This window comes from Oleiphilus sp. HI0128 (assembly GCF_001635365.1).
The window spans coordinates 17533-40733 of record NZ_LWGG01001415.1 but is presented as its reverse complement, the minus strand read 5'-3'; the positions used below and the strand labels follow the sequence as shown (position 1 = coordinate 40733).

The 23201-nt window shown below is 45.0% G+C and carries 23 protein-coding genes; 8 read left to right on the top strand and 15 right to left on the bottom strand.

Annotated elements, in window-relative coordinates; genetic code table 11:
- Positions 1-151: 151 nt before the first annotated feature.
- Genes tatB through ubiE form a run of 6 tightly spaced genes read right to left on the bottom strand, consistent with a single transcriptional unit; the run spans position 152 to position 4353 of the window.
- On the bottom strand, positions 152-541 hold the full coding sequence (gene tatB / locus A3763_RS23395; RefSeq protein ID WP_068512008.1) for a Sec-independent protein translocase protein TatB: 390 nt from the start codon (positions 539-541) through the stop codon (positions 152-154).
- Positions 542-570: 29 nt separating this feature from the next.
- Positions 571-795 (bottom strand): twin-arginine translocase TatA/TatE family subunit, encoded by a 225-nt coding sequence (gene tatA, locus A3763_RS23390; RefSeq protein ID WP_068512005.1) that lies wholly within the window; start codon positions 793-795, stop codon positions 571-573.
- Between the two features lie 9 nt (positions 796-804).
- Positions 805-1137 (bottom strand): phosphoribosyl-ATP diphosphatase, encoded by a 333-nt coding sequence (locus A3763_RS23385; protein ID WP_068512015.1) that lies wholly within the window; start codon positions 1135-1137, stop codon positions 805-807.
- 17 nt (positions 1138-1154) lie between these two features.
- Entirely contained in the window at positions 1155-2825 is a 1671-nt protein-coding gene (ubiB, locus tag A3763_RS23380; protein WP_068516722.1) for a ubiquinone biosynthesis regulatory protein kinase UbiB, read from the bottom strand.
- A 27-nt stretch (positions 2826-2852) separates the two neighbouring features.
- Positions 2853-3554 (bottom strand): SCP2 domain-containing protein, encoded by a 702-nt coding sequence (locus tag A3763_RS23375; RefSeq protein WP_068516727.1) that lies wholly within the window; start codon positions 3552-3554, stop codon positions 2853-2855.
- A 10-nt stretch (positions 3555-3564) separates the two neighbouring features.
- The gene (ubiE, locus tag A3763_RS23370; RefSeq protein WP_068516050.1) at positions 3565-4353 is read right to left on the bottom strand and encodes a bifunctional demethylmenaquinone methyltransferase/2-methoxy-6-polyprenyl-1,4-benzoquinol methylase UbiE; all 789 of its coding nucleotides are present in this window, start codon (positions 4351-4353) and stop codon (positions 3565-3567) included.
- Between the two features lie 268 nt (positions 4354-4621).
- On the opposite strand from ubiE, the gene A3763_RS23365 reads away from it, so the two are divergent.
- The gene (locus tag A3763_RS23365) at positions 4622-4897 is read left to right on the top strand and encodes a polyhydroxyalkanoic acid system family protein (protein WP_068516730.1); all 276 of its coding nucleotides are present in this window, start codon (positions 4622-4624) and stop codon (positions 4895-4897) included.
- Between the two features lie 49 nt (positions 4898-4946).
- Complete coding sequence (locus A3763_RS23360) at positions 4947-6815, top strand: long-chain-acyl-CoA synthetase (protein WP_068516732.1); 1869 nt, start codon at positions 4947-4949, stop codon at positions 6813-6815.
- Positions 6816-6831: 16 nt separating this feature from the next.
- Here A3763_RS23360 and A3763_RS23355 read toward each other — a convergent pair whose 3' ends face one another.
- The 3 genes from A3763_RS23355 to A3763_RS23345 form a co-directional block, all read right to left on the bottom strand.
- Positions 6832-7644 (bottom strand): crotonase/enoyl-CoA hydratase family protein, encoded by an 813-nt coding sequence (locus tag A3763_RS23355; RefSeq protein WP_068516736.1) that lies wholly within the window; start codon positions 7642-7644, stop codon positions 6832-6834.
- Positions 7645-7661: 17 nt separating this feature from the next.
- Complete coding sequence (locus A3763_RS23350; protein WP_068514029.1) at positions 7662-8408, bottom strand: hypothetical protein; 747 nt, start codon at positions 8406-8408, stop codon at positions 7662-7664.
- Between the two features lie 170 nt (positions 8409-8578).
- Entirely contained in the window at positions 8579-9571 is a 993-nt protein-coding gene (locus A3763_RS23345) for an alpha/beta hydrolase (protein ID WP_068516739.1), read from the bottom strand.
- A 440-nt stretch (positions 9572-10011) separates the two neighbouring features.
- Between A3763_RS23345 and A3763_RS23340 the strand changes: the two genes are divergently transcribed.
- Both A3763_RS23340 and A3763_RS23335 read left to right on the top strand, forming a co-directional pair.
- On the top strand, positions 10012-11496 hold the full coding sequence (locus A3763_RS23340) for a wax ester/triacylglycerol synthase family O-acyltransferase (RefSeq protein ID WP_068514503.1): 1485 nt from the start codon (positions 10012-10014) through the stop codon (positions 11494-11496).
- Positions 11497-11663: 167 nt separating this feature from the next.
- Positions 11664-11987 carry a DUF2288 domain-containing protein gene (locus A3763_RS23335; RefSeq protein ID WP_068516741.1) on the top strand — a complete coding sequence of 108 codons (324 nt, stop codon included), beginning with the start codon at positions 11664-11666 and terminating at the stop codon, positions 11985-11987.
- 17 nt (positions 11988-12004) lie between these two features.
- On the opposite strand, the gene A3763_RS23330 is transcribed toward A3763_RS23335, so the two are convergent.
- From A3763_RS23330 to A3763_RS23310, 5 genes are all read right to left on the bottom strand, one after another.
- Positions 12005-12574, bottom strand: a complete 570-nt coding sequence (locus A3763_RS23330) for a nucleoside deaminase (RefSeq protein WP_068509914.1) — start codon at positions 12572-12574, stop codon at positions 12005-12007.
- Positions 12567-13193: a DUF2238 domain-containing protein gene (locus tag A3763_RS23325; RefSeq protein ID WP_068516744.1), complete on the bottom strand. Its 627-nt coding sequence runs from the start codon at positions 13191-13193 to the stop codon at positions 12567-12569. Before A3763_RS23325 ends, A3763_RS23330 begins: the two co-directional genes overlap by 8 nt.
- 15 nt (positions 13194-13208) lie before the next feature.
- Positions 13209-13622: a DUF6691 family protein gene (locus tag A3763_RS23320; RefSeq protein WP_068516746.1), complete on the bottom strand. Its 414-nt coding sequence runs from the start codon at positions 13620-13622 to the stop codon at positions 13209-13211.
- The gene (locus tag A3763_RS23315) at positions 13619-14029 is read right to left on the bottom strand and encodes a YeeE/YedE family protein (RefSeq protein ID WP_068516751.1); all 411 of its coding nucleotides are present in this window, start codon (positions 14027-14029) and stop codon (positions 13619-13621) included. The genes A3763_RS23320 and A3763_RS23315 overlap by 4 nt, the downstream gene beginning before the upstream one ends.
- A gap of 62 nt (positions 14030-14091) precedes the next feature.
- Positions 14092-15006 carry an alpha/beta fold hydrolase gene (locus A3763_RS23310; RefSeq protein WP_068509332.1) on the bottom strand — a complete coding sequence of 305 codons (915 nt, stop codon included), beginning with the start codon at positions 15004-15006 and terminating at the stop codon, positions 14092-14094.
- Positions 15007-15082: 76 nt separating this feature from the next.
- Between A3763_RS23310 and A3763_RS23305 the strand changes: the two genes are divergently transcribed.
- The 4 genes from A3763_RS23305 (at position 15083) to A3763_RS23290 (ending at position 20714) form a co-directional block, all read left to right on the top strand.
- The gene (locus A3763_RS23305; RefSeq protein ID WP_082865196.1) at positions 15083-16213 is read left to right on the top strand and encodes a YCF48-related protein; all 1131 of its coding nucleotides are present in this window, start codon (positions 15083-15085) and stop codon (positions 16211-16213) included.
- A 45-nt stretch (positions 16214-16258) separates the two neighbouring features.
- The gene (locus A3763_RS23300; RefSeq protein WP_068760609.1) at positions 16259-18643 is read left to right on the top strand and encodes an RND family transporter; all 2385 of its coding nucleotides are present in this window, start codon (positions 16259-16261) and stop codon (positions 18641-18643) included.
- 194 nt (positions 18644-18837) lie between these two features.
- Positions 18838-19566, top strand: coding sequence for an SGNH/GDSL hydrolase family protein (locus A3763_RS23295; RefSeq protein WP_068516756.1), 729 nt, complete (start codon positions 18838-18840; stop codon positions 19564-19566).
- A gap of 113 nt (positions 19567-19679) precedes the next feature.
- Positions 19680-20714: a hypothetical protein gene (locus tag A3763_RS23290; RefSeq protein ID WP_068516759.1), complete on the top strand. Its 1035-nt coding sequence runs from the start codon at positions 19680-19682 to the stop codon at positions 20712-20714.
- 81 nt (positions 20715-20795) lie between these two features.
- Here A3763_RS23290 and A3763_RS23285 read toward each other — a convergent pair whose 3' ends face one another.
- A complete protein-coding gene (locus tag A3763_RS23285) occupies positions 20796-23000 on the bottom strand; it encodes an immunoglobulin domain-containing protein (protein WP_068553466.1) in 2205 nt (734 codons plus the stop codon).
- Between the last annotated feature and the right edge of the window lie 201 nt (positions 23001-23201).

The window sequence follows — 23201 nt, the reverse complement described above, 5'->3', positions numbered from 1 at the left end:
ACGCAAAGCACAGAACGCAGGAGGCGTGTGCGCAATTCTATCAGATGGCTGATTAGAGGCTGGCCTTGGTCGACTACAGTGTCGTTTTCAGTTGCGTTGTCAGAAGTCTTACTCATGTCTTTACTATGCTTAGCTTATTACGGAGGCCATGTTATGACTGCTTAGGCTTGTCGTTTTGCGTATTGCTTTGAAGGTCTTTTGACGAATCAGGCTCTTTTGGTGCCTGAAACAGCTTGTCATACTCATCTCTTGGTAAGGGCTCGAACTCTTCAGCTTCTTTGAGGGCGTCTTTAACGGTATTCTGGATCATTTCGACATCTTCATTAATGTCCAAACTCTCGCCCTGCTTTTTAAGCTCGCTTTTTAGGTCTTCGAGTTCTATCTGGCGATTTATTTCCTGAGTGAACTGGCTGGTCATGCGGCGTGCTTTGCCAAACCAGCGACCCAGAGTTCTAGCGGCAACGGGCAGGCGCTCGGGTCCTAAAACCAATAGGCCGATGATAGCGATTAAGACGAGCTCTAAAAAACCAACGTCAAACATAGTATTCGATAGCTAGTGCCTGATCAGGGTTACTTTTGTTGCTCTTTATCATTGCTTTCGACTTTTTCAGCTTTGCCTTCGATGATGTCGCTGTCTTTCTTTTCTACAGCGGCTTTCTCATCATCTTTTATGGCTTTTTTAAAGCCTTTTACGGCGCCACCCAAGTCTCCGCCCATATTGCGTAGTTTCTTGGTGCCGAAAATAAGTGCTACGATCAATAATATAATCAGTAGCTGCATTGGACTGATACCCATAACCTTCTCCTATTTCTGTTTACGAGATGCTTTTTCTTCAAGGCCTGATAAGTCAAAACGACGCTCAAGTTCTTGAAGGATGTCCTTAGCTTCGAGGTCCAGGTGTGAAAGCATTACCAGGCTGTGAAACCATAAATCAGCGGTTTCATAGACTAAGGCTTTCTTACCTTCGTCATCCTGAGCATCTTTGGCTGCAAGAATTGCTTCGGTGCACTCTTCACCGACCTTTTCCAATATTTTATTTAAGCCTTTGGCGTGTAGGCTGGCAACATAAGAGCTGCTGGCATCGGCTTGTCGACGCTCGGCCAAAACTTCTGTTAACTGTTCTAAAACCGTAGACATGGTAACTAAACTGCCTGTTATTTCGTGATTCGTTTGGTGCGGAATATAAAGTACGCACCGACTATTGCTGGCCCGATTTCAGACCAGGTTAAATTTGTTAACCACTGCTGTGTGTCTGGTTTACTTAGGGCAATGGCTAGCACCAACAAGGTACCACCTATCATATAGTCTTTTGTTTGTTTGCGCTGTAGATTTATGTCATTTTTTAGCTGGATAGTTTGCTGTTCGCGCTTTTGTGTAAAGCTATCTAAGTGCTTAATTTGATTCATGGCATCAAATATCAACTTGGGCACTTCTGGTGACTGTTCAAGCCACTCAGGCAAGTGCTGTTTAACGTTTTTCCAAACACCAGGTGGTGCGATGCGCTGTTTCATCCATTTTTCTAGATAAGGTTGTGCCGTGTTCCAAAGATCCAGGTCTGGATAGAGCTGCCGCCCTAAGCCCTCGATGTTTAGTAGGGTTTTTTGCAACAGTACAAGCTGGGGTTGAACTTCCATATTGAAGCGACGCGCTGTTTGGAACAAGCGCAGCAGAAACTGTCCAAAGGATATGTCTTTTAGCGGGCGTTCGAAAATAGGCTCGCAAACCGTACGGATGGCTGATTCAAACTCGTCTGCACGTGTGTCCTCAGGAACCCAGCCTGATGAAATATGTAACTCGGCAACCATTTTGTAGTCACGCTTGAAGAAGGCGAGCAGATTGCGTGCGAGGTAGTTTTGATCCTCAGGCGTTAGTGTGCCAACGATACCAAAGTCGATGGCAATGTATTGCGGGTTGTGAGGATTCTTTGACGAGACGAATATGTTTCCAGGGTGCATGTCAGCATGAAAGAAGCTATCGCGAAATACTTGAGTAAAGAAGATCTCTACGCCGCGTTCGGCAAGTGCTTTCAGGTTGACCCCGGCGGTTCTCAGCGCGTCAACGTCAGCAACAGGAATACCATACACCCGTTCCATGACCAGAACGTGCTGGTTAGTGTAGTCCCAATGAATTTCCGGGATGTAGATCAGTTCAGAATCTAGAAAGTTTCTACGGATCTGGGAGGCATTTGCTGCTTCCCTTTGCAGGTCGAGCTCATCGTAAATTGTTTTTTCATAATCTCTTACGACCTGTACCGGGTGAAGTCGCTTACCATCCACCCAATAGTTTTCCAGAACCAGAGCAAAGAACAGCATGACGGCAATATCTTGGTCGATGGTTCGCTCAATGCCAGGACGAATGACTTTGACGACTACCTCTTTACCTGAATGTAGCGTGGCGCTATGTACTTGTGCAATGGAAGCGGTAGCTAGTGGTTCATCGTCAAACTCTTGGAATACTTCTCCAACCTTCTTCCCCAAGCCTTTTTCAATTAAAGCCTTGGATATAGCTCCTGAAAACGGCGTGACCTGATCCTGTAGGTTTTTGAGGTGATCCGCAATATCATCAGGTAGCAAGTCGCGTCGGGTAGAGAGTATCTGTCCAAACTTAATGAAGATAGGGCCCAGAGTTTCCAAAGCTAAGCGGATTCGCTCACCGCGAGACATCTTCGGTTTTGGAAAAAAGTGCCAAGGTGCAAGAATTAGAAGTAGTCTGGCGCTTAAGGGGAGCTGAGCAAGCGGAATAAACTCGTCTAGGCGGTAGCGACTAATGACCCACAGAATCACGAATATTCTGCGGAGTTTGGTAAGTAGTAATAACTTCGACACGGAGTTTATTGATCTCTTATTTATGCGTTAATTGGTCGTTTGCTCTTGGCTAACAGTGCTATCTTGATTTGACTTATCACCAAGTCGAGCCTTAATTTTCTTCTCTAAAGCTTCGCTTGCCTGATAGAGCTTGTCGATCGCTGCAAATTGCTTTTTAGCAGCAGCCTTATTTGGAAACAGGCGTAATTCATACTTAATAAACTCTTCCGCATCTCTGATCAAAGATTGAGTCAGGTTTTTGCCAAAACTCAAACTTTGGCGAATAGAGGTGCCGATAATATGTGCGGGAATATCGCCGATAACAGAAGCGAGAATGCCTTCCCAGTCAACACTGACGATGCTAAGGAATGCCTGAATTTGTTGAATTCTGACAGATTCGCCACTTAGTTGAATTTCGTTGGTTTTGAAGAGTAAGCTTTTGTCCTTAGAGCTAGCAAGTTTAATAAAGGACAGTAAGGAACCTTTGATCTGAACGCTGGAATGGTCCTGAGCGGGGAGTATGGCAACTCGATAAACCACTTGGGTGTTATCGTCTGACTCGTTACTTTGGGCTTCGTTTTGCTCTTCAACGCCCACATAGATAACTTTGCTAGGGGAACTGACACTAATGGCTAGCACACAGTCTCTAAGGCGTTTTAAATGTTTCTGAGCCGCAGGGTCCATTGAAAGAGCTGTATTGATTGCACTTTCAATAGTAACTGCAATTTTAGTTAGCCGCTTAGTGTCCATAAGGCTCATCTTAAGGTTTTATACCCGTATGTAGAGCAACAATGCCGCCGCTCATGTTGTGATAACGACAATTGGCAAAGCCTGCGTTTTCCATCATACCTTTTAAGGTTTCCTGGTCAGGGTGCATGCGAATAGACTCTGCCAAGTATTGATAGCTTTCACTATCATTGGTGATCAAACGCCCCATTAAAGGCAGAGCCTTGAAAGAGTACTGGTCGTAAACTTTACTGAGCAGGTCATTCTTTGGCTTGGAAAACTCAAGAACCAATAGTCTGCCGCCTGGTTTTAATACGCGTGCCATTGAGGCTAGTGCCTTGTCTTTATCTGTCACATTTCTAAGGCCAAAGGCGATGCTGACACAATTAAAATAGTTGTCTGGAAAAGGGAGTGTTTCGGCGTTGGCTTGAACAAAATCGATGTTGCTGCCGTAGCCTCTGTCTAGTAAACGGTCACGCCCGACATTCAGCATGGATGAATTAATATCGGCGAGAATAACTTGCCCTTGTTCACCAACGCGTTTGGAGAATTGCATGGTCAGGTCTCCCGTTCCACCTGCAATATCCAAGACCTTATGTCCCGGACGGACACCACTGGATTCGATCGTTAACTTCTTCCATACGCGGTGAATGCCTAAAGACATCAAATCATTCATGATGTCGTATTTGCTGGCAACCGAATGAAAAACATCAGCGACTTTTCCTGCTTTCTCTTCAGCTTTGACATTTTTAAAGCCAAAGTGGGTAGTGTCATCTTGTGATTGCTGGGCCTGTGAATCTTGTGTGTGAGACTCTTGGGTCATGGGCTATACTCATCTATATGTAACGCGGATCTAAAAATTGTGCTCATTCTAACTCTGCTGTGTCAGGAAAACTATCATGACTTGTAGGTAAATGAATGAACTTTGCTAGGCAGTTGTTTTGCATCAAGAGCAATCGAGGTAAACTGTCGGGTTTCGCCCGAATAGAAAGCGCTTCGTTAGCTTAAAGATTTAGGGCGTCTAATTGAGCCGCGTTTTGGAAGAAGTTCAAAGTTAGGGCTAGAGCAGTAAACAGATTAGAGAAAAATATATGTCAGTGATACAGGTTGTTCGAGAGCATCATTTGGCTCACGATGAAATTAAGAAGATTTCCGAAGATATGGTCGTCAGTTTGGCTGAGGAATTTGGTGTTAAATATCATTGGGAAGGTGATACAGTGCGCTTCAAAGGTGCTGGAGCTAAGGGGCGAATGACAGTGCTACCACAACAGGTTGACCTGAAAATGGAGCTGGGTTTCTTACTTATGCCTCTTAAATCCAAAATTGAGAAATCAATTATTCGCCGATTAGATGAGTGTCTTTCCTAAGTAAATTTCCGATGATGTAAAGCGCCGAACTAATAAAAAGAGCTAATTTATGGCCCCGATATCCAAGTGTAACGCAGATACTGAAGCAGTGGCGAATACCATCTCATTTCCTCGTTTTGTTTCTAAGCTACCGGCTTTTATCAAAGGTACGCCCAAGAGAGTCAAGGGAATGTATATCGCGAGCCGAAAACCAGGTGATTACCCTGCCGGGATGGGGGTTTGTCTTGAGCAGTCGGCCTCAAGAAATCCGCAAGGGCTTGCGTTAATTTTCGAAGAGCGGGAATTTACTTACCAGATCTTCAATCAGTGGGTTAACCGACTTGCGCGATCACTTCTGAACTCTGGTTACGGCAAAGGTGATGTCATTGCTGTTTTTATGGAGAATCGCCCAGAGCTATTGGCCTGTGTTGCTGCGATTGCCAAAATAGGGGCCGTGAGTGCGCTCATCAATACCAGTCAGCGCGCCGCGGTGTTACGCCACAGTTTTGAGCTCGTCGATGCTAAAGCAATTATTGTCGGGCGAGAGCTATTTTCAGCGATTTCTGAGGTAGAGAGTAGTCTTCCTGTTTCTAGTAATGCTCGCTTTTTCTTTGATGATGCTGACACTTTGCTTAGTGATGTTGACCCTGATGCTTTGCCTGATGGCTGGACAGATCTTGCGGCGGTGCAGAGGAAAGAAAGCTCAGAGAATCCGGGTAGTACCTTGAGGAGTCGTCCTTCCGAGGCTTTCTGTTATTTTTATACCTCTGGTACGACCGGGCTGCCGAAAGCGGCTATTTTGACTCATGGACGTTTTATGAAAGCCTTTGGTGGTGCGGGACTGGCATGTTTACAGCTGACACCGCGTGACCGAGCTTATGTGACCTTGCCATTTTATCATGGTACAGCCTTGGTAGTTGCATGGGGCAGTGTCTTGGCTGGTGATGCCTGCTTGGTTATGGCGCGACAATTCTCTGCTAGTAGATTTTGGTCTGAGGTAAGACGAACGCAAGCAACTGCTATTTGTTATGTTGGTGAGTTGTGTCGCTATTTGATGTCTCAGCCAGAAAGTGCTGATGATAAAAATCATCAGGTAAGAATGATTTTTGGTAACGGTTTGCGAGCAAACCTGTGGGCGGGTTTTAAACAGCGCTTTGGTGTCGATAAGGTGATGGAGTTTTATGGCTCTAGTGAGGGGAATGTAGGTTTTCTCAATATATTCAATCATGATTTTACCGTTGGCTTCACGACAATCCCTTACGCCATTGTCGAGTATGATTTAGAAGAAGATTGTCCAGTCAGGCATCACGATGGCTTCCTGCGACGGGTCAAAAAAGGACAGGCGGGATTACTATTGGGTGAAATTACCGATAAAACCCCTTTTGATGGTTATACCGACCCAGAGAAAACCGAACGCACCATCTTGAGAAATGTCTTCAAACAGGGGGATGCTTGGTTTAATACCGGTGACTTGATGCGAGATCAAGGCTTCAATCATGCCCAATTTGTTGATCGCCTGGGTGATACTTTTCGTTGGAAGGGTGAGAACGTTTCGACAACTGAGGTCGAGAATGTATTGGCTCAGATGACTGCTGTAGCTGATGCTGTGGTTTATGGTGTCGAGATACCCGAGACAAACGGTAGAGCGGGAATGGCATCTATTACGCTTGAGAAAGGTGCTCATTTTGACTCTTCAGAGGTCTACCAACATTTAAGTGAGAATCTGCCCGCATATGCCCGGCCGATTTTTATTCGATTGTCTTCATCGATGGAGACAACGGGAACCTTCAAATACAAGAAAACTGACTTGAAGAAAATTGCTTATGATTTGGAGCAGATAACAGACCCGGTATGGGTCTGTCTTCCAGGCGACACAGCTTATCAGCCCTTTAATGCTGAATTACAAGCGGCTGTTGAGGCGGGAAAGTATCGCTTCTAGCCTGTTTGATTCAAGCTTAGCTGCGATTCTTAAAAGGTAAGGGCTTCGCGCCTTTGGTGCCTTGGCTGACTGCTGCTCTCTGGTTGTAACGACCGATCAGCTTGCGTTGTAATTTTGTTTCCCAATTTAAAGCCTGTTTGATGGTGCTAAGCCAGGTTTTGTTGAAAAGCAGCTTGTTGCTGGCAACGGCATCTGGCGAGCGCTGTTTGATCTCTTCAGCGAATTCGACTGCCTTGGTCATCGGGTCATCATAGATATGGGTAATCAAGTTATATGATTTAGCCTCTTCAGCATTGAAAACTCGGCCCGTCATCGCAAGCTCTTTGACGATATCAATCGGTGCCAGCTCTCTCAGCGTTAGTGTGCCGCCCATGTCGGGAATCAGACCCCAGCGTGCTTCCATGATAGAGAATTCGCAATCGGGTGTGCTGTATCTAAAGTCGGCACCCAATGCGATTTGAAAGCCGCCTCCCCAGCATTTTCCGTGTGTCACTGCAATGACAGGAACGGGAGCATCGCGCCACAGGTAGCTGACATCCTGGGCCAGGTTTGAGGCCTTGGTGCCGGGTTTAACCAAAAGTTTGAGCGCGGCTACCGGACTTTTCAAAACGCTTTTTATGTCTAGTCCAGAGCAGAAAGCATCACCGTCACCAGATAGAATGACCGCTCTGATAGACTTGTTCTTTTTAAGTTCTTTAGCCACTTTTGCAATGGCCTCAAACATAGCTATATCGAGTGCGTTGAGCTTACTTGCACGAACTAAGGTTACATAGGCAATTTGATCTTTAATCTCCAGCCTTACTCGTTCAAGAATGATGCGGTCGGTCATGTGTATTTCCTTTGTGCTTATATGCTCAGGTCAAAATTGAAGGGGTGATTATTGCCTTGATAAATCTCATCGAGATAGACGGTTTCTCTTTCGCTTAAGGTATTCATCAGCGTGCGTACATCCTTCATGCTATGAAAGGCTTCAAAGCCGGTCATTAAGAATTGATGAAGTGCTTGTAGTCCAGCCATTTCTGCGGCACCTTCGGTCATGCGTAAGGTAAATAAGATGACGGAGCTACGCGCATACTTGTCGAGTTTTTGTCCCAGCTGTGAAGTCAGTTGTATCTGGTATAGTCGCTGGCCATGATTGTCGCTAGCGCGATAAGCTTCACAATAGATCTTCTCGTTTAGCTCATTGCTGTTGTGTTCAATAAATATGATTTCAGCAAGCCGCTGATCTAGCTGCTGAGTAAGTAAGTTTAGTTCTACCAGAAGACTCACTGTTTCAAGAATTTTTTTTGGTAAAAGCTTGATCATTTTAGGAAATATTCGCTCAAGATCCCGATCGCGGTCGCTGAAATCCTCGGTTGAATATAAATCCGTAAACAGGAAGGATAAGCCGTCTTGATAGTCGCTTGATTGATAAAAATCGCGATGACTGAACTTTAAGCGCTCACTTTGCCAGTGAGCGAGTTTTGCCAAGTGGTGGTCGATATTGTCGAGCTTTGATTGCTGTTGGAAGTCGTGATAATTGAGCATTGCCTCTCTTAGCCTTTTGGCCGCAGGGCTAGAAGCATGGGTGTGAAGAAGCTTGTCACGGCTCATAGTGATCGCGGATCCCTGATACTCAATAGAACAGGTTTGGAATTCTATAGAAAGACAGGCGCTGAATCGAGTGGAATTTTTGAATGCCTGGTGTTGAGAGCTGTTTTGGCGCTGAAGGCTGTTTTGGGCGCTGAAGGCTCAACGCCGGAGTCACTATCTGCTAAGAAGTGCTACACGCCTGCAGATAATTGTAGCTTCTTTTGCTGGTCGGGGTTGAGTTTCATTGTTGGACGAGCGGGCTTGTTGCTAAGAACGGTGGGCATGTCGTCAAGGCTCGGTGTCCATTTAGGGTCGTCCAGTGATACGAAATGGCTCATCGCATCAGTTTCAACAATTCTCACGGCATTCGGGCTATGCTTGGCACTGGCAAGCATTAAGTCACGGTCAAGAATTCTATCTAGTTTAGGGATTAGGAAGGTGCCATGCTTAACATGCTCATAAACTGAATAGTCAGCTTTATCCATCCAGGCAAACAGGTTCTCAATGTTGCGCACGATAGTCAGATGGTCTTTGGTTGCACTAAACATCTTATTGAGCAGTTGTTTCTTGCGCTCATTGGTCTTGCCAAAAAACATTTGTCCATAAGACGATGAAGGTGTGCTATTAATCATACGAACAACCCAGGGCCACATACCATGGCTGACAGGTTCCAGCATTGCTGAAACTAGTGGGTGAGTTTTACCACCAGGCAAGGCTGGCGCTTCGAGAATTAGCTCAACATTCTTATAGAGTTCTGGTCGAAAGCTTACCGCTTGGAGAATAACGGCGCCGCCACGAGAGTGACCGTGAATACGAATGTTTTCAGTTGTCGGTAAATTTTCGAGAGCCTGGTTAAGGACGCATGCATCGTATTCAATGGTCGCTTCAGGGTACTTAATAGGTATTTCCCACTCAGCTGGCTCTGGGATAGGGCCGCTAACAGGAACGTGGTAGTTACTGCAGGTCAATAATACCAATTCTGTAGAAGAATCATTATAGAGTTGCGTAAAGTAGCAATGATTTTCCAAAAAACCGTGAACGCCAATAACGGTATGTTTCGCTTGGCTGCTATGGTTTCGAATGCTAACCGCGCCTTTACCGACGGTGAAGACCTTGCCCGAAAACATTTCGGTATAGCTTTGTTCGATCGGCTTTATCAGTTTGCGCGCATGGATTGCTTGCATTTTACTCTCCCAACTCTCTAATAGTCATGCTGCGCTTAAAATTTGGCAGCTGGCTTTTCCGGCGTTTGCACACTTGGAAGGCCCTGTGACTATGGCTTTGCTTAGGTTTCACTTTGTATCTGAAACCGTGCAAATGTTAGATTATTTATCAATAAGTATACGCAGCTTGAGCAACAATGGAATATTAAATTGGTCAAACAATGAGCGCTATTTAGAACTTAAGTTTAAAAGCGTCTGTAACTCTATGAAATAATTATGGCAGATGGGCTTATTTTTCGGTGTTAAAAAATGTAACATTTGGTTTCAATTGAAACTTGAATGTCATATTGCTCAGATATAACACTACTTTCTTGGTGCCGTTTCGCCAAGATATCTGCTATCTTTGCAATCACTATCGTTCTGTCGTTCTCATTACATAAAAACAATATTTGGGGTCAGGCATGAGTAACAGCAAATTAAAACCTTTAACAGGTGCTGATACAGCTTGGTTGCGTATGGACTCTCCTACCAACCTGATGATTATAAATGCCATGCTCATTACCGAGAGTATGGCTTTTGATGATTTTAGAAATACCATCATTAATCGTTTCTTACGTTTTCCACGCTTTACTTCTTGCCCTGTATTCAAGACCGGGCAGTATTATTGGCAGGAAGATCCTTACTTCGATATTGATAACCATGTTAAACGTGTTGCGCTAACAGGTAATGCAGACAAAGAAGCTCTACAGAGCTATCTTGCGGATCAGGCGAGCATACCGCTGGATGCAAGCAAACCTTTGTGGCAGCTATTGTTTGTCGATAACTATGAGCAGGGTAATGCGATTATTCTGCGGGTTCATCATAGCTATGCAGACGGGCTAGCTTTGATTTCTGTTTTTCACTCGATTACCGATGATGCGCCGAATGTGAAACCGTTTTCACCTTCATGTGCGGATAACGACGAGGTAGCGGCCGAAGAAAGTGAGACACTTACTGATATTAATTACGAATGGCCCCGGTACCAGAAAGTAGTGGATACTGCGAAAGTTCGTGTAGATCGGTATGCCTCATTGGCTAGGAAAGTCTCTTCTGAAGGTATTCAGGTATTACGCGATAAAGAAGCACTTAGAGAGCTTGTTGGTGATGGAGTTAAAGCAGCGGCAGAACTAGCTCAGTTGGCGACGATGGCACCAGACCCTAAGCGTGTCTTGAAGGGTAAGTTAGGTGTTCGCAAAACCTGTGCCTGGTCTGAGCCGATAAGCTTTGATAAGTTTTACGGTATTTCCAAGGTGGTTGGCTGTAAGATTAATGACTTGTTGATTTCTTGTGTTGCGGGTGCCTTTCGCGAGGAGTTGCTGCTTGCAGGTGAAGAACTCGATGGCAAGCAGGTTCACGTGACCTTGCCTGTCAATATTCGCCCTGAAAGCAAAGTGGATATGGCTGGTAACCCTGACGACCTGGGTAACTGCTTCGGAACGGTTTTTGTGGCTTTGCCTGTTGGGATCGAGAATCCGCTGGAGAGAGTCTACAAGATTAAGCATGACATGATTTCTTTGAAACAGTCTCTTCAACCAGCTTTGTCCTACGGCATTCTTTATGCGGCAGGCATGCTGCCTAAAAATGTTCAGAAAACCCTATTGGAAAGTTTTGGTAACAAAACCTCCGCTGTCTTATCTAATGTGCCTGGTTCTAGAGAGACTCGCTACCTAGCTGGGGCTGAGATTAAAGAGCAGATGTTCTGGGTTCCCCAGACGGGTGATATCGGTTTAGGTTTGAGCATCATTAGCTATGCGGGGCAAATTCAGTTTGGTTTGGTTGGCGATGCAAAGCTGTTCCCTAACCCTGAGCGTATTGTGAAGCACTTTGTTGAACAGCTCGAGAAGCACCGTACTGACATCGTATCAAGTTATATTGAAGACCTTGTTCAGCCTGTGATGGCCTCGTAACTAGCAGTCCTTGAGTGTTTGTTAGGATCTAAAAAGTATCCAGTATATGAATCGTTCATTATTACTGGATACTTCTAGTGTAAATTCAGTATCATTACCTGCTTTAAGGCTGCGAGCGACGAAAGCTTGCTGTTCGAAACTCCTTTGAAAGTAAAGTTAGGTAGCTTATGTCCGATAGTCCGTCACTCAATGCTAATGACCAAGTTCCACTTAAGCATAAACTCAACTTGGAAACTGCTAGAGCTCCCTGGCGCGAGCTACAGACTTTCTTCGCCTCGGGCATGGTGCTATACGTTGCTCCGGGTCTTGATCTATTGTTGGTGGGCGAGCAGTTTGCGGCAGATAATGCTCCGATCTTCAAGGAATGGCTAGCCTCGGGGCAGGTTGCCCAGGTTTCAGATGATCAGGCCTTAGCCTGGTATGAGGCCGATGCCGAACTGTGGACTTTAGTGATTAAACCTTGGATTCTAGTCCAGGCGGTTTCTAAATAAACTTAGTTCTGAGAATGCTAGTAAATATGTCCATTTTTATTAGCATAGCTGTTTAGTACGGCTTTGGCTTCGTCTCGGCAGACTTCAGTTATTACTTCTATCTTTCTTTTTTCAAGACCCGCTTTCCAAGCATTGGGTTTATCTCCTTCGTCAAAGCCTATCGCTTCGGCATCTTTGCCTGTTGCCGCACAGACGACGCGATGAATACCTGACCAGGGGATTGCTCCCAGGCACATAGCGCAGGGTTCGGTACTGGTAAGCAGTTCTAACCGGTGCTCGGATTTTGCTAGTTCGTAACTACCCAGTTGTTGTTGAGCCAAGCTGATAGCAAGGATTTCTGCGTGTAATATTGATAGACCTTGGCTTGTGACCAGGTTGACACCTAAAGATATCAGTTTGCCAGACTCGGTCTCAAAAACGCCTGCGGCAAAGGGGCCGCCAGTATCTTTATTAATGTTTCTTTGTGATGCCGCGATGACGAACTTCATTCGCTCGCTCAGGCTTTCACTTATCTGGTAGCTAGCACGATATTCACTTAACCAGTTAGGAAGCTGGATTTCTAAAGAGTTTGCGTAGGGGTCAATCATCTTTTACACGGCTTTTAAGACTGAGTAACTGGCGGTTATGTGTTTTCGAGAGTGTGATAATAGCCAGAATCGCGCCTACCAGTGCAATTGCCATATCAGATTGAGTATCCCAATTATCGCCTTGAGTACCTAAAAATGCTTCTGCTGCCTGGTCTGATAAGAGTGCGACCCACCATTCGATAAGTTCATAAAATGCGCTGAAGGCCAAGCATATGCTAATAATATAGAAATTGAGCCAGCTGACGCCGTTAACGACCTGCTTTCGAATAAGGATTTCTCTGGCAAGAATGGCTGGGACAAAGCCTTGTGCGAAATGGCCAACTTTATCGTAATTGTTGCGGTCCAAGTCCCAGGCTTCTTTTATCATGTCGAACAAGGGGACTTCTGCGTAGGTGTAATGTCCACCAATCATTAAAATGATACAGTGAATCAGGATTAGGAAGTACAGCAGGGGCGTCAGTGGAAAGCTTCGCCTTGTCGTAACGATTAATACCAGGCCGATGATCGCCGGAGCGACTTCTAGCACCCAGGTATACAAGTCTATAGGTTCGTAGCCTGACCAGCCGAGCACGGCAAAATAGAGTGTAAGCCAAAGAACTTGAGTTGCATTTGCCGGCATAGCTGTCCACGTCCCTTAAGGTTGCTTTTTTCCTTGTACAGTATGGATGATCGTACCACCAAGCATCGCTGCGACAAACAAAAAAGTATCGCTGTGCAAGTAGCTTAAGGCGGCAATAGCCGGGCCAGGGCAGTAGCCATAAAGCCCCCAGCCGACGCCGAACAAAACAGAACCAATGATCAGCCGCTTATCCAGTTTTTGTTTGTTTGGAAGACAAAACTCGCTATTTATTATCGGCCGACGCTTGAAAATAAAATGGTAGGCGAGCATGGTCGTTCCCACGCCGCTAGCCATAACAAACATTAACGTCGGATCCCAGTTGCCGAATAGGTCGAGAAAGCCAAGGACTTTTTCTGGGTTAGTCATACCTGAAAAAGCGAGCCCCAGGCCGAATAACAGACCAAAGAAAAGATATATTAGAGCATTCATATGACATGCCTCACGATAGCTACCGTGATGATTCCGCTTGTCATAAAACAAAGTGTAGCGATGATCGAACGCAGGGAAAGGCGACTAATGCCGCAGATGCCATGGCCGCTGGTGCAGCCACTGCCCATTGACGTACCGTAGCCCACAAGTAGTCCGGAAAGGATAATAATAACCGGATGGTTTGGAATGGGTTGAGAATTAATTTGGCTGAGCTCGCTTAAGCACAATGCACCTAAAGCCATTCCTGCTAAGAAGGCAAAACTGTTTAAGGTATTACCTTGTGTGCGCTTAACAAGGCTCTGAATCATGCTGCTGACACCGGTGATACGACCGTAAAAAAGCATAATAAGGCTGGCCGAAAGACCTATCAGTAATCCACCAATTAATGCGGGTGTTATATTCTCCACGAGTACTCCGAGAAATGTTGTTTAAATTTCGGCGGCAGCATAACAGTTTTTTAGGTCAAAATTTAGGCTTGGGCAAAACCTTTTAGTGTCTGAAAAAAGCGATAAGGTTGATCGATAAGCGGTGTATGCCCGCTGTTTCGGAAAGTGAGAACATCGCAATTGGGGTGATGGTCGGCAATGCGGAGTTGGCCGGTACAGGGGTACATCGTTGATTTAAGCCCAACGACTAATGTCAGCGGGCTATTCAGCTTAGCGATAACGTCGAGCATGTCGTAGTCTTGTTCTATGTAGGCTTTCAGACAGGTGATGTAAACGGGCCAGTTATCGACAGGCATTATTTTGCGGGCCAAAAACTCATTTGAGCATACTCTCCTGGCAATCGCTTTGTGGGATGAGCGAGACAGCGCATCAGAGAAGAAGCTTGCTAAATTATCCCATAACTCTTTTCTTAGTGTTTTGGGGAGGGTGTCGTAGGCTGCCTGAGCCTCAATATAAGGGTCTAGCTTGCCTATTAGGTCTGTCGCTTCGGAGAGTCTTTCTTGGTTTTCTGCGCCAAAAAGCCCCCATTTCCACTCACTATCATTAAGGCATTTGGGACTTTGGTCGATATGTAGATAACGTTCAACCTGATTGTCGCTATATTTTTCCTGGTACTTAAGTGCAACAAAGGCGCCCATTGATATACCAGCTAATTTAAAACTCTCCAGCTCTAAGGAAGTGATTATTTGCTGTAGATCGTCTGCGTAATTGGACATGACGCAATCCCGGTCATGGTTGATGTGATGGGAAAGGCCAAAACCTCGCAAATCGGGAATGATAAAACGCTGCTTTCTTGCTAAGGGCAGGGCAAAAGGTAGCCAATGCAGAGACTGCATACCAAAGCCATGGAGTAGAATGATCGGAGCTGTGTTAGCGTTTTTGGGGCCAAGGTCGCGCACATAAATTCGCTGACCGTCAGCAGTATTGATATATGGCATAAATTCTTTTTCTTATTGCTATTGATGAGCTAAATTTATTAAGCACCTACTTATTACGGAAAGAATACTGAACATCATGTTGAATAGCTATGCTTGCCTCAAAATGCTGCACCGCCTTTTTCTATTGCTTTTGCTTGCAGGGCCACTTAGTGCGCTTGAATTAAAGGATCGTTTAGATGAGCCTTCGCGAACCTTCAACAATGTCGAGAAGTCGGCTTTTCTTGATGTCACGACTCTCGGTGATCGATTGCTAACAATCGGCGAACGCGGCGTCATTGCTTACTCTAATGACGGAGGTGAAAACTGGGTTCAGGCAAAGGTGCCTGTTTCAACGATGCTCACAGCGATGTACTTTGTTGATGATACCCATGGCTGGGCAGTGGGGCATAGTGCCGTGGTTCTTCATACGCAAGATGCTGGCGAAAACTGGACGCTTCAGTTTGATGGCAAGCGAGCTAATGAGCTGCTCCTTGACGGTGCTAAAGCAGACTATCAAGCTCTTCGGGAAGAGTACGATGCCGCCGATGAGGAAGCTCAGGACGATTTGTCCTACGATTTAGATGATGCCGAATTCGCCCTATCGAATGCTGAGTTTGATAGCCAGTTAGGGCCAGCGAACCCTCTTTTGGAAGTGTATTTTGAAAACAAAGATAAAGGCTATGTTGTCGGTGCCTACGGTTTATTTTTTGCAACCGAGGATGGTGGTAAGACCTGGTTTTCGATGGCAAACCGTTTAGAGAATTTTGACCGTTACCACCTAAACTCAATTGCTGTTTTATCCACTGGTGCCGTTTTGATAGTCGGTGAGGCCGGCACAATGTTCGCCTCATATGATCAGGGGGAGAGCTGGGAAACCTTATATAGCCCATATGAAGGCTCTTTTTTTGGCATTCAGGAAGTCCCTCAGGTCAAAGAAGTGTTGATTTATGGTTTGAAAGGCAATGTGTATAGCTCAGCCGATGAAGGTCAATCATGGGATAAGGTTGCTACGCCTGCAACGACTAACTTAACCGGCTCTACGATTGATGAAAATGGCGTGGTGATATTAAGTGGCTTTTCAGGTGTGATTGTACGCAGCACCGACCAGGGTAAGACTTTCTCTAAAGTTAAACAGTCGGGTCTAGAGGCTTATAACGCTGTTGCGACATTAAAGAACTCTGAATTGGTGCTGGTGAGTGATCATGGTGTCCACTTTCAGCCTTATTAAGATGCGAATCTGACACTTGAAAAGTAAGAAGAGTGAAAAACGATAATGAGTGAAATCGAACAACAAGAGTTACAGAGCGTTAGTCTTGCTGAGCCAATGGTCGAGCGGTGGATATTTAGCCGAAGGCTGGTTGTCTTGTGCTTATTCCTCTCTGTATCTTTGTTTTTGGCTTATATGGGGACGAAGGTAAGGCCTGATGCCAGCCTGGAAAGAATGATCCCCTTAGAGCACCCTTATGTTATCAACTTCCTTGAGAACAGAGAGGACCTTGAGAACCTGGCGAACTTTATTCGAATCTCGGTCGAGGCCAAGCAAGGTGATATTTTTGATAAGGATTATCTGGATGTACTAGAGAAAATTAGTGATGAAGTGTTCTATTTACCAGGGGTGGATCGTACAGGGTTAAAGTCTCTGTGGACGCCTAATGTTCGCTGGGTTGAAGTGACAGAAGAGGGTTTTCAGGGAGGGACAGTTATCCCTCATGACTATGATGGAAGTGACGCCAGCCTGGAACAAATGAGACAGAACATCTTGCGCTCGGGTGAAATCGGTCGCCTGGTAGCGAATAATTTTAAGTCTTCGATTGTCTATGTCCCCTTGTTGGAGAAAAACCCAGAGACGGGGGAGCCGTTAAATTACCTCGACTTTTCTAGGGTGTTGGAAGAAAACGTTAGGCAGCGCTACGCGGGAGAAGGATCTAAGGTCAACATTCAGATTGTTGGCTTTGCCAAAAAAATTGGCGACTTGATTGAAGGTTTCTCTGCGATCGTTGTCTTTTTCGCTGTTGCTGTATTGATTACTGCGGCTTTGCTATTTCACTATTCCCGATGTCTTACCAGCACCCTGGCAGCTGTTGGCTGCTCCATTGTTGCGGTGGTATGGCAAATGGGGATTATGCACTTACTAGGCTATGGTCTTGATCCTTATTCGGTGCTGATTCCTTTTATTATATTCGCGACTGCTATTAGCCACTCGGTCCAGTTTATCAATGGCTTGACCCACGAAATGGGCGCAGGGTTTGAGTCACTCGAGGCAACGCTTCGTACTTTTCGTCACCATTATGTGCCAGCGATGCTTGCCTTGATTAGTGATGCAATTGGTTTCATGACCCTGATTGTGGTTGAGGTGGATGTGATAAAAGACTTGGCCGTTGGTGCCAGTGTTGGTATTGCCAGTATTATCATCACCAATATGGTATTGCTGCCTATTATTATGTCTTACTTTGGTGTGACTAAGCGTGGTATCGCGCATGTGCGTAAGGTAGAAAAGCACCCCAGCCCGATATGGGCAAGAATAGCGAAGATGGCATCTCATAAATATGCTTTGCAGTTTATTATTCTTGCGCAATTTGCTGTGGCAATGGGTCTTTATGTCTCCCAGGGGTTGAAGATTGGAGAGCTAGATGCGGGTGCTCCCGAGTTACGCCCTGACTCTCGTTATAACCTGGATAATGCATTTATTACCAGTAACTACTCGACCAGTGCTGATGTCATGGTGCTGATGGTTAAGACGCCACAAGAGCAATGTGTATCTTATGAAGTGATGGATTTAATGGAGCGTTTGCAGTGGGAGCTAAATCATACTGAGGGTGTTCAATTAAGTGTTTCGATAGTGAATATTTCAAAGGCGGTCACCAAAGCATTTAATGAAGGGAGTTATAAGTGGTTTGAATTATCGAGAAACCAGAAAATTATCGACACTTCTTTGCAGCACGTGCCTTCGGGCTTTATTAATCGCGATTGCAGCTTAGCCCCTATTTTCATTTTTCTTAATGACCATAAAGCGGAAACCTTGCAGCGAACGGTTGATGTGGTAGAGGCTTACACGGAGACCTTTGAGTCAGATGAGGTGCAAATATTGTTGGCGGCTGGAAATGCAGGTATTGAAGTCGCGACTAACCAGGTGATAGCTGAATCACAGACTTTTATGATGGTTATTGTTTATGTGATTGTCGGAATGATGGTTTTGCTCGCCTACCGCTCTATGCGAGCCGTTGTTTGCATTGTTATGCCTTTGATCATGACTTCCATTCTATGTACGGCCTTGATGGCCTTTTTAGGCATTGGTGTGAAGGTTTCAACCTTACCAATTATTGCTTTGGGTGTGGGCTTAGGTGTCGATTACGGTATCTATATCTACTCTCGTCTAGAGGAGTACCTAACGCAAGGCATGACTTTACAGAGAGCTTATTTCCATACGCTCCACTCAACGGGTAAAGCCGTTGCTTTTACAGGGCTGACCCTGGCTATCGGTACTACAACCTGGATCTTTTCGCCGATCAAATTTCAAGCGGATATGGGGATACTGTTAACCTTCATGTTTCTTTGGAATATGCTTGGCTCAATTACCCTATTACCCATGCTCGCCTATTACTTTGTCAAAGATGGTGAGGAGGATGAGCTTGTTGTGTATCGAGATGACCTGGCCTGAGATAACTCAGAGTCGAGACCGGGTCGACAACTTTGAACTCGTGACCGCAAATGTCAAAAACAGGCAAGTGCTGTCATGGAGAGGCGCCGGCTAATAATGCTAATGTGCCTTTTTTACATCAAGTCTAGCGTGGGCTGATGTTGTGTAAAAAGATTATACAAAACAATCATTACATAAAATAAAAAGGACTCATTATGAAGAAAATAATCGCATTATTACTTATTTCTGCGGGACTCACAGGCTGTGGCGGTGTTGGTAGTCTAGTCAGCAATGACCGTGTAACAGACGCTGACAACGATCAAGTTGTAACCATTGGGGATTCGATTTTCGCTTTATCCGGTAAGATTCAGGATATTCTTGAAGACTATGCTGGAGAAACGTTCCGTCAATATACTATCTCGGGTGCAGAAGTAACGGGCGGTATCTATGCAACTGATATTGCAACGCAATTCGAGATTGCCAAGAACGATAATCCGAATATCCAGACGATCGTTATGGATGCTGCAGGTAACGATATTCTTATCCCTATCATTACTATGTTTGACTGGTACAACTGTAAGACAGAGTGGTATCAGTGGTGGGGTTTAAGCTCTTCTTGTAAAAACCTGATTGACGACTTGTATGTTGATGTCGTTAATTTGTTGAATAATATCGATGCAAATGGTGTTGAAAACGTTATCTTCCTTGGCTACTACTACCCTAAAAATGCACTACTTTGGTTGGATGATGTGGAAGAAGCGGTTGATTATGGCGATATGCGTTTAGCCCAGGCATGTGCGAACTCTACAGCAAATTGTACCTTTATCGACCCTCGCTCAGTAATCAATGACCGCGATATTATTATTGATGGTATCCATCCTGCGACCAGTGGCTCGCAAAAGCTCGCTGACCTTATTTGGCCAGTATTGCAGCCAATGTTATAAAAGAGGATAGGGCCTGCGACCTGATATCGTAGCAGGCTATCTATTGGATATCTTAATTAGGCAACCCACTTGTGAAGCAAGTGGGTTGTTTTCATTTTAAGGAATGATAATCAATGAAGAAATCGATTATTGGGCTGGTAGTGGTAGCTGGTAGTGTTACTGTCTATCAGTTGAGCGTTAACTCGATGGATATAGCAAATACCTCTCTGGAGCCAGAGAGTATCTTAGGAAATTATAGCCTGGAGGTGCCGGTTCAAGCTGTTAACGAAACTGAGTTAGGCGCTTCGGAATACGATGACTTTGATCTTCAGATATTAGCTCAGCTAAGAGCAGACTATAAAGAACATATTGCCGAGTTGAAGGTTCAAGCGAGTCTTTTAACAGTAAAACGTTATATATTGGAAAAGTATCCGGAAAGTGGGGAGGAGCGTTTTACTCGCCTTGTGCTTGCAGCGTTCCCTGAATTTGCCGAGTCTATTTTTCGTGTCATTGAAGGTTTAGAGCGCTACCAAAACTGGGTTTCAGAAGAGTATTTATACCTGGAAGAATTATCTCCTTTAGCAAAAAACGGTATGCTCTGGGAAAAGCGTAGAGAAATTTTTGGCAGTGATGCCGAACTAATTTGGCAAGATGAGAAAGATAACCTTAACCAAAGCAAACTTAGAATGCAGGAAGTTTTTCATCAGCTAGATCAATCAAATGAGACGAGCCTGGATGAAAAGCTATTTCAACTTCGTAGTGCAATTGATGAAAATTTAGCTGGAAGTGTCCAGGACGCAGCCCTTAGTGAAGGGGTAATCTCTCGAGCCTTTTTTAACCTTAGCTCTGTTCAAAAGGGTTTGTCTGAAATGCCTGCTGAAGAGCGACAGATAGAGATAGATAATATTCGGCGCCAGTTAGGTTATTCAGAAGAGCAAATTGAAACACTTGCTGCAAAGGACCAAGAACGTGAGGCGAGATGGCAAACTGGTTACGCCTATATGGCTGAGCGAGCTGAATTGGTGGCGAGCCTTGATGCAGAACAGCTTGATGAGTCTCTTGCCGAGCTTAGGCAAAAATACTTTGAGCATGAAGCTGTTACGATTCAAAGGGAAGAGGAAATGGACTTCTGGCGTTTTAACAGGCCTAGGAAGTTTGGTAATAACTAAGAGTCGCGTATGCCAACACTTCTAGCTAAGGAGAGGAGATACGCTATTCACCTCTGTGGCTGAATAGCGTTAACAAGTGCTTTAAGGGATGTCGATAGAAATCGTTTCAGAGAATTGGCTTTGAATCTCATTGCTATCGACTGTTGCAATACGCAGGTACATTGTTCCTGATTGCACATCGCTGATTATGTAGTTGTAGGTCTCACTACCTGTGCTGTTAATACGAATGCTTTGGTTTAGCTCGGTGTTGTTATAAGCATATTCGATAACATATGCTGAAATTTCACTACTTTCCAGTGCGCTGCCGTCTTCACGTGTGCTTGGCGCAGACCAGCTTAGCTCGAGTGAAGAAGGTAGAGAGTTAACCGAGACCAAGGCTTCTTGTGAGTAAGCTTCACTGCTGGCATTACTGACGACTACAGAATATAAGCCGGTATCTTCGATACCCGCATTGCTGATGCTCAAGTCCTGCGAATTAGCGCCAACTAACTCTTCGCCATTGAATAGCCACTGATATGAGAATGGGCCGTCTCCGCTAGTGCGAACTGTTAAGTCTACACTTTCACCCGCGTTGATCTCTTGTGAATAGGGCTGCTGGGTTATGCTTACCGGTACACTTATAGATAATACGCTTAGGTTTGCACTGAAAGATGTAGCGGAGCCTTGCGTGTTACTAACTGTCACATCATAGCTCCCTGCATCACTTAACTCGACTGAGTTTAGGCTTAAGGTATTGCTATATGCGCCGCTAATATCCGTGCCATTGTGTCGCCATTGGTAAGTCAGAAAGCCTCCACCGCCAGCGTTGACGCTAAATGAAGCGGAGCTTCCTTCGGATACTGTTAATGAAACGGGGTGCGAGTTAATGCTGGGTGCTGCAAGTTGTTCATTGACGGTAACGCTGACAAAGTTTGAATAAACCTGGGAAACATTGTTGCTAATCGATACTCGGTAACTTCCCGTGTCACTTATTGAACTTGGGCTAATCGTTAAAGTGCTATGTGTTGCGCCAGGAATTAAGGAGCCGTTCTTTTGCCATTGATAGCTGATTGGATCTCCGCCAGTCGCTAAGACGCTGAGAGAGATTGTTTCCCCTTCAGTGACGATGCTAGCGCTAGGTTGCTGGGATATGCTGACGGGTAACACGTTTTCTTCCACTGAGACAAGGGCTTCTAGCGAGTGGATAGTTTCCTCACTGTTGGAAATGGTGACACTATATAAACCAGAATCGCTAAGTTGAGCGCTCGTTTTATTGTAGGAGCTTGCTGTCGCGCCCGGGATATTCTCGCCATCCTTCTGCCACTGATAGCTTAAGCTTCCCGCTCCGGATGCGAGAACAAACAAAGAAAAGCTTTGTGATTCACTGGTATGTATGGACTGCGGTTGAGTTTGAATTTGAAGCTCAGCGCTGTCGAGATCTTCTGCAATATTTTGAGCATCATTGGTGATACTGCTCAGTGCGCTAGCATAACTATTTCCGTTGTCAGAGTAGGTGTCCAGGTATGCAGAAAGCTGCTCTGCTAGGTCGCTTGCTGTGTAGAACACGTTCGCTAAGGGAATATGATCAAGCAATTGGTTCGTGCCTATCCACTCTGTATCAAGCGCGTGCTCATAAAGAGAAGCGCTTAGAATTGCTTGCTTTAGAGATTCGTCACTTGCATCCGAGAGCTTTGTTAGGTCAAGTGTTGGGGTAGTTAAGGGGTCGCTCTCTAAGTCAAAACTTTCCATGACCCACTGAGTGGCTGTTACTATGTTTTGCGCATTTAAGCCCTGAGGCAGAGACTGCGCAGTTTTAACAATAAGGTGACTTAAAGGTGAAAGAAACGTTGTGGAGTGGGTTTGCTTGCTTGTTAGACCTAAGAGTTGAAAATAAGCTGGGAGTCTGACTGCTTCACCAAACGAAAGTGTTTGGCCAGATATTTTTTCAATACAGCCTTCTACCAGGTCGCAAAGCATGCGAGTATCAGTATCTACGCTTAGTGAGAGTAGAACGAGCGTGCCATCTTCAAGTTCGTTTAAGTCTAGTGAAAAATAGCCGGATGAGTCGCTGCGTGTTTGTGTGATCAGGCTATTATCTTCGGCTCGGTATGCGCTGATTATGCCGTTGCTGATGACGCCTTTAACAGCACGTCCATCAACATTGTTATCTTGCCGGTCGCTATCAAAAAATTCGCAGCCACTTAAGAACAAACACATTAGCAGTGTACATAGTTTGGAGAGTGCTATTTGACTTGTATCTTTTGCTTTCATAGTTGTACATTCGAAATATTCATTATGGACAGGCATAATTCAACAACTCGCCCCTTCCTATAAAATGACGCAAGAAAGGGCTAAAAACCGCAAATGTATAGTGGTATGCGCGATTTCAACAGTTGGAATAAACGTAAAGAATCTAAAACGGGCTTCTGCGTAATGTGCAGTTATTAATAGAGTAACGCTGCTAATCTCTATATCTTATAGGTATGTATGAGCCAAGATCCTGAAATC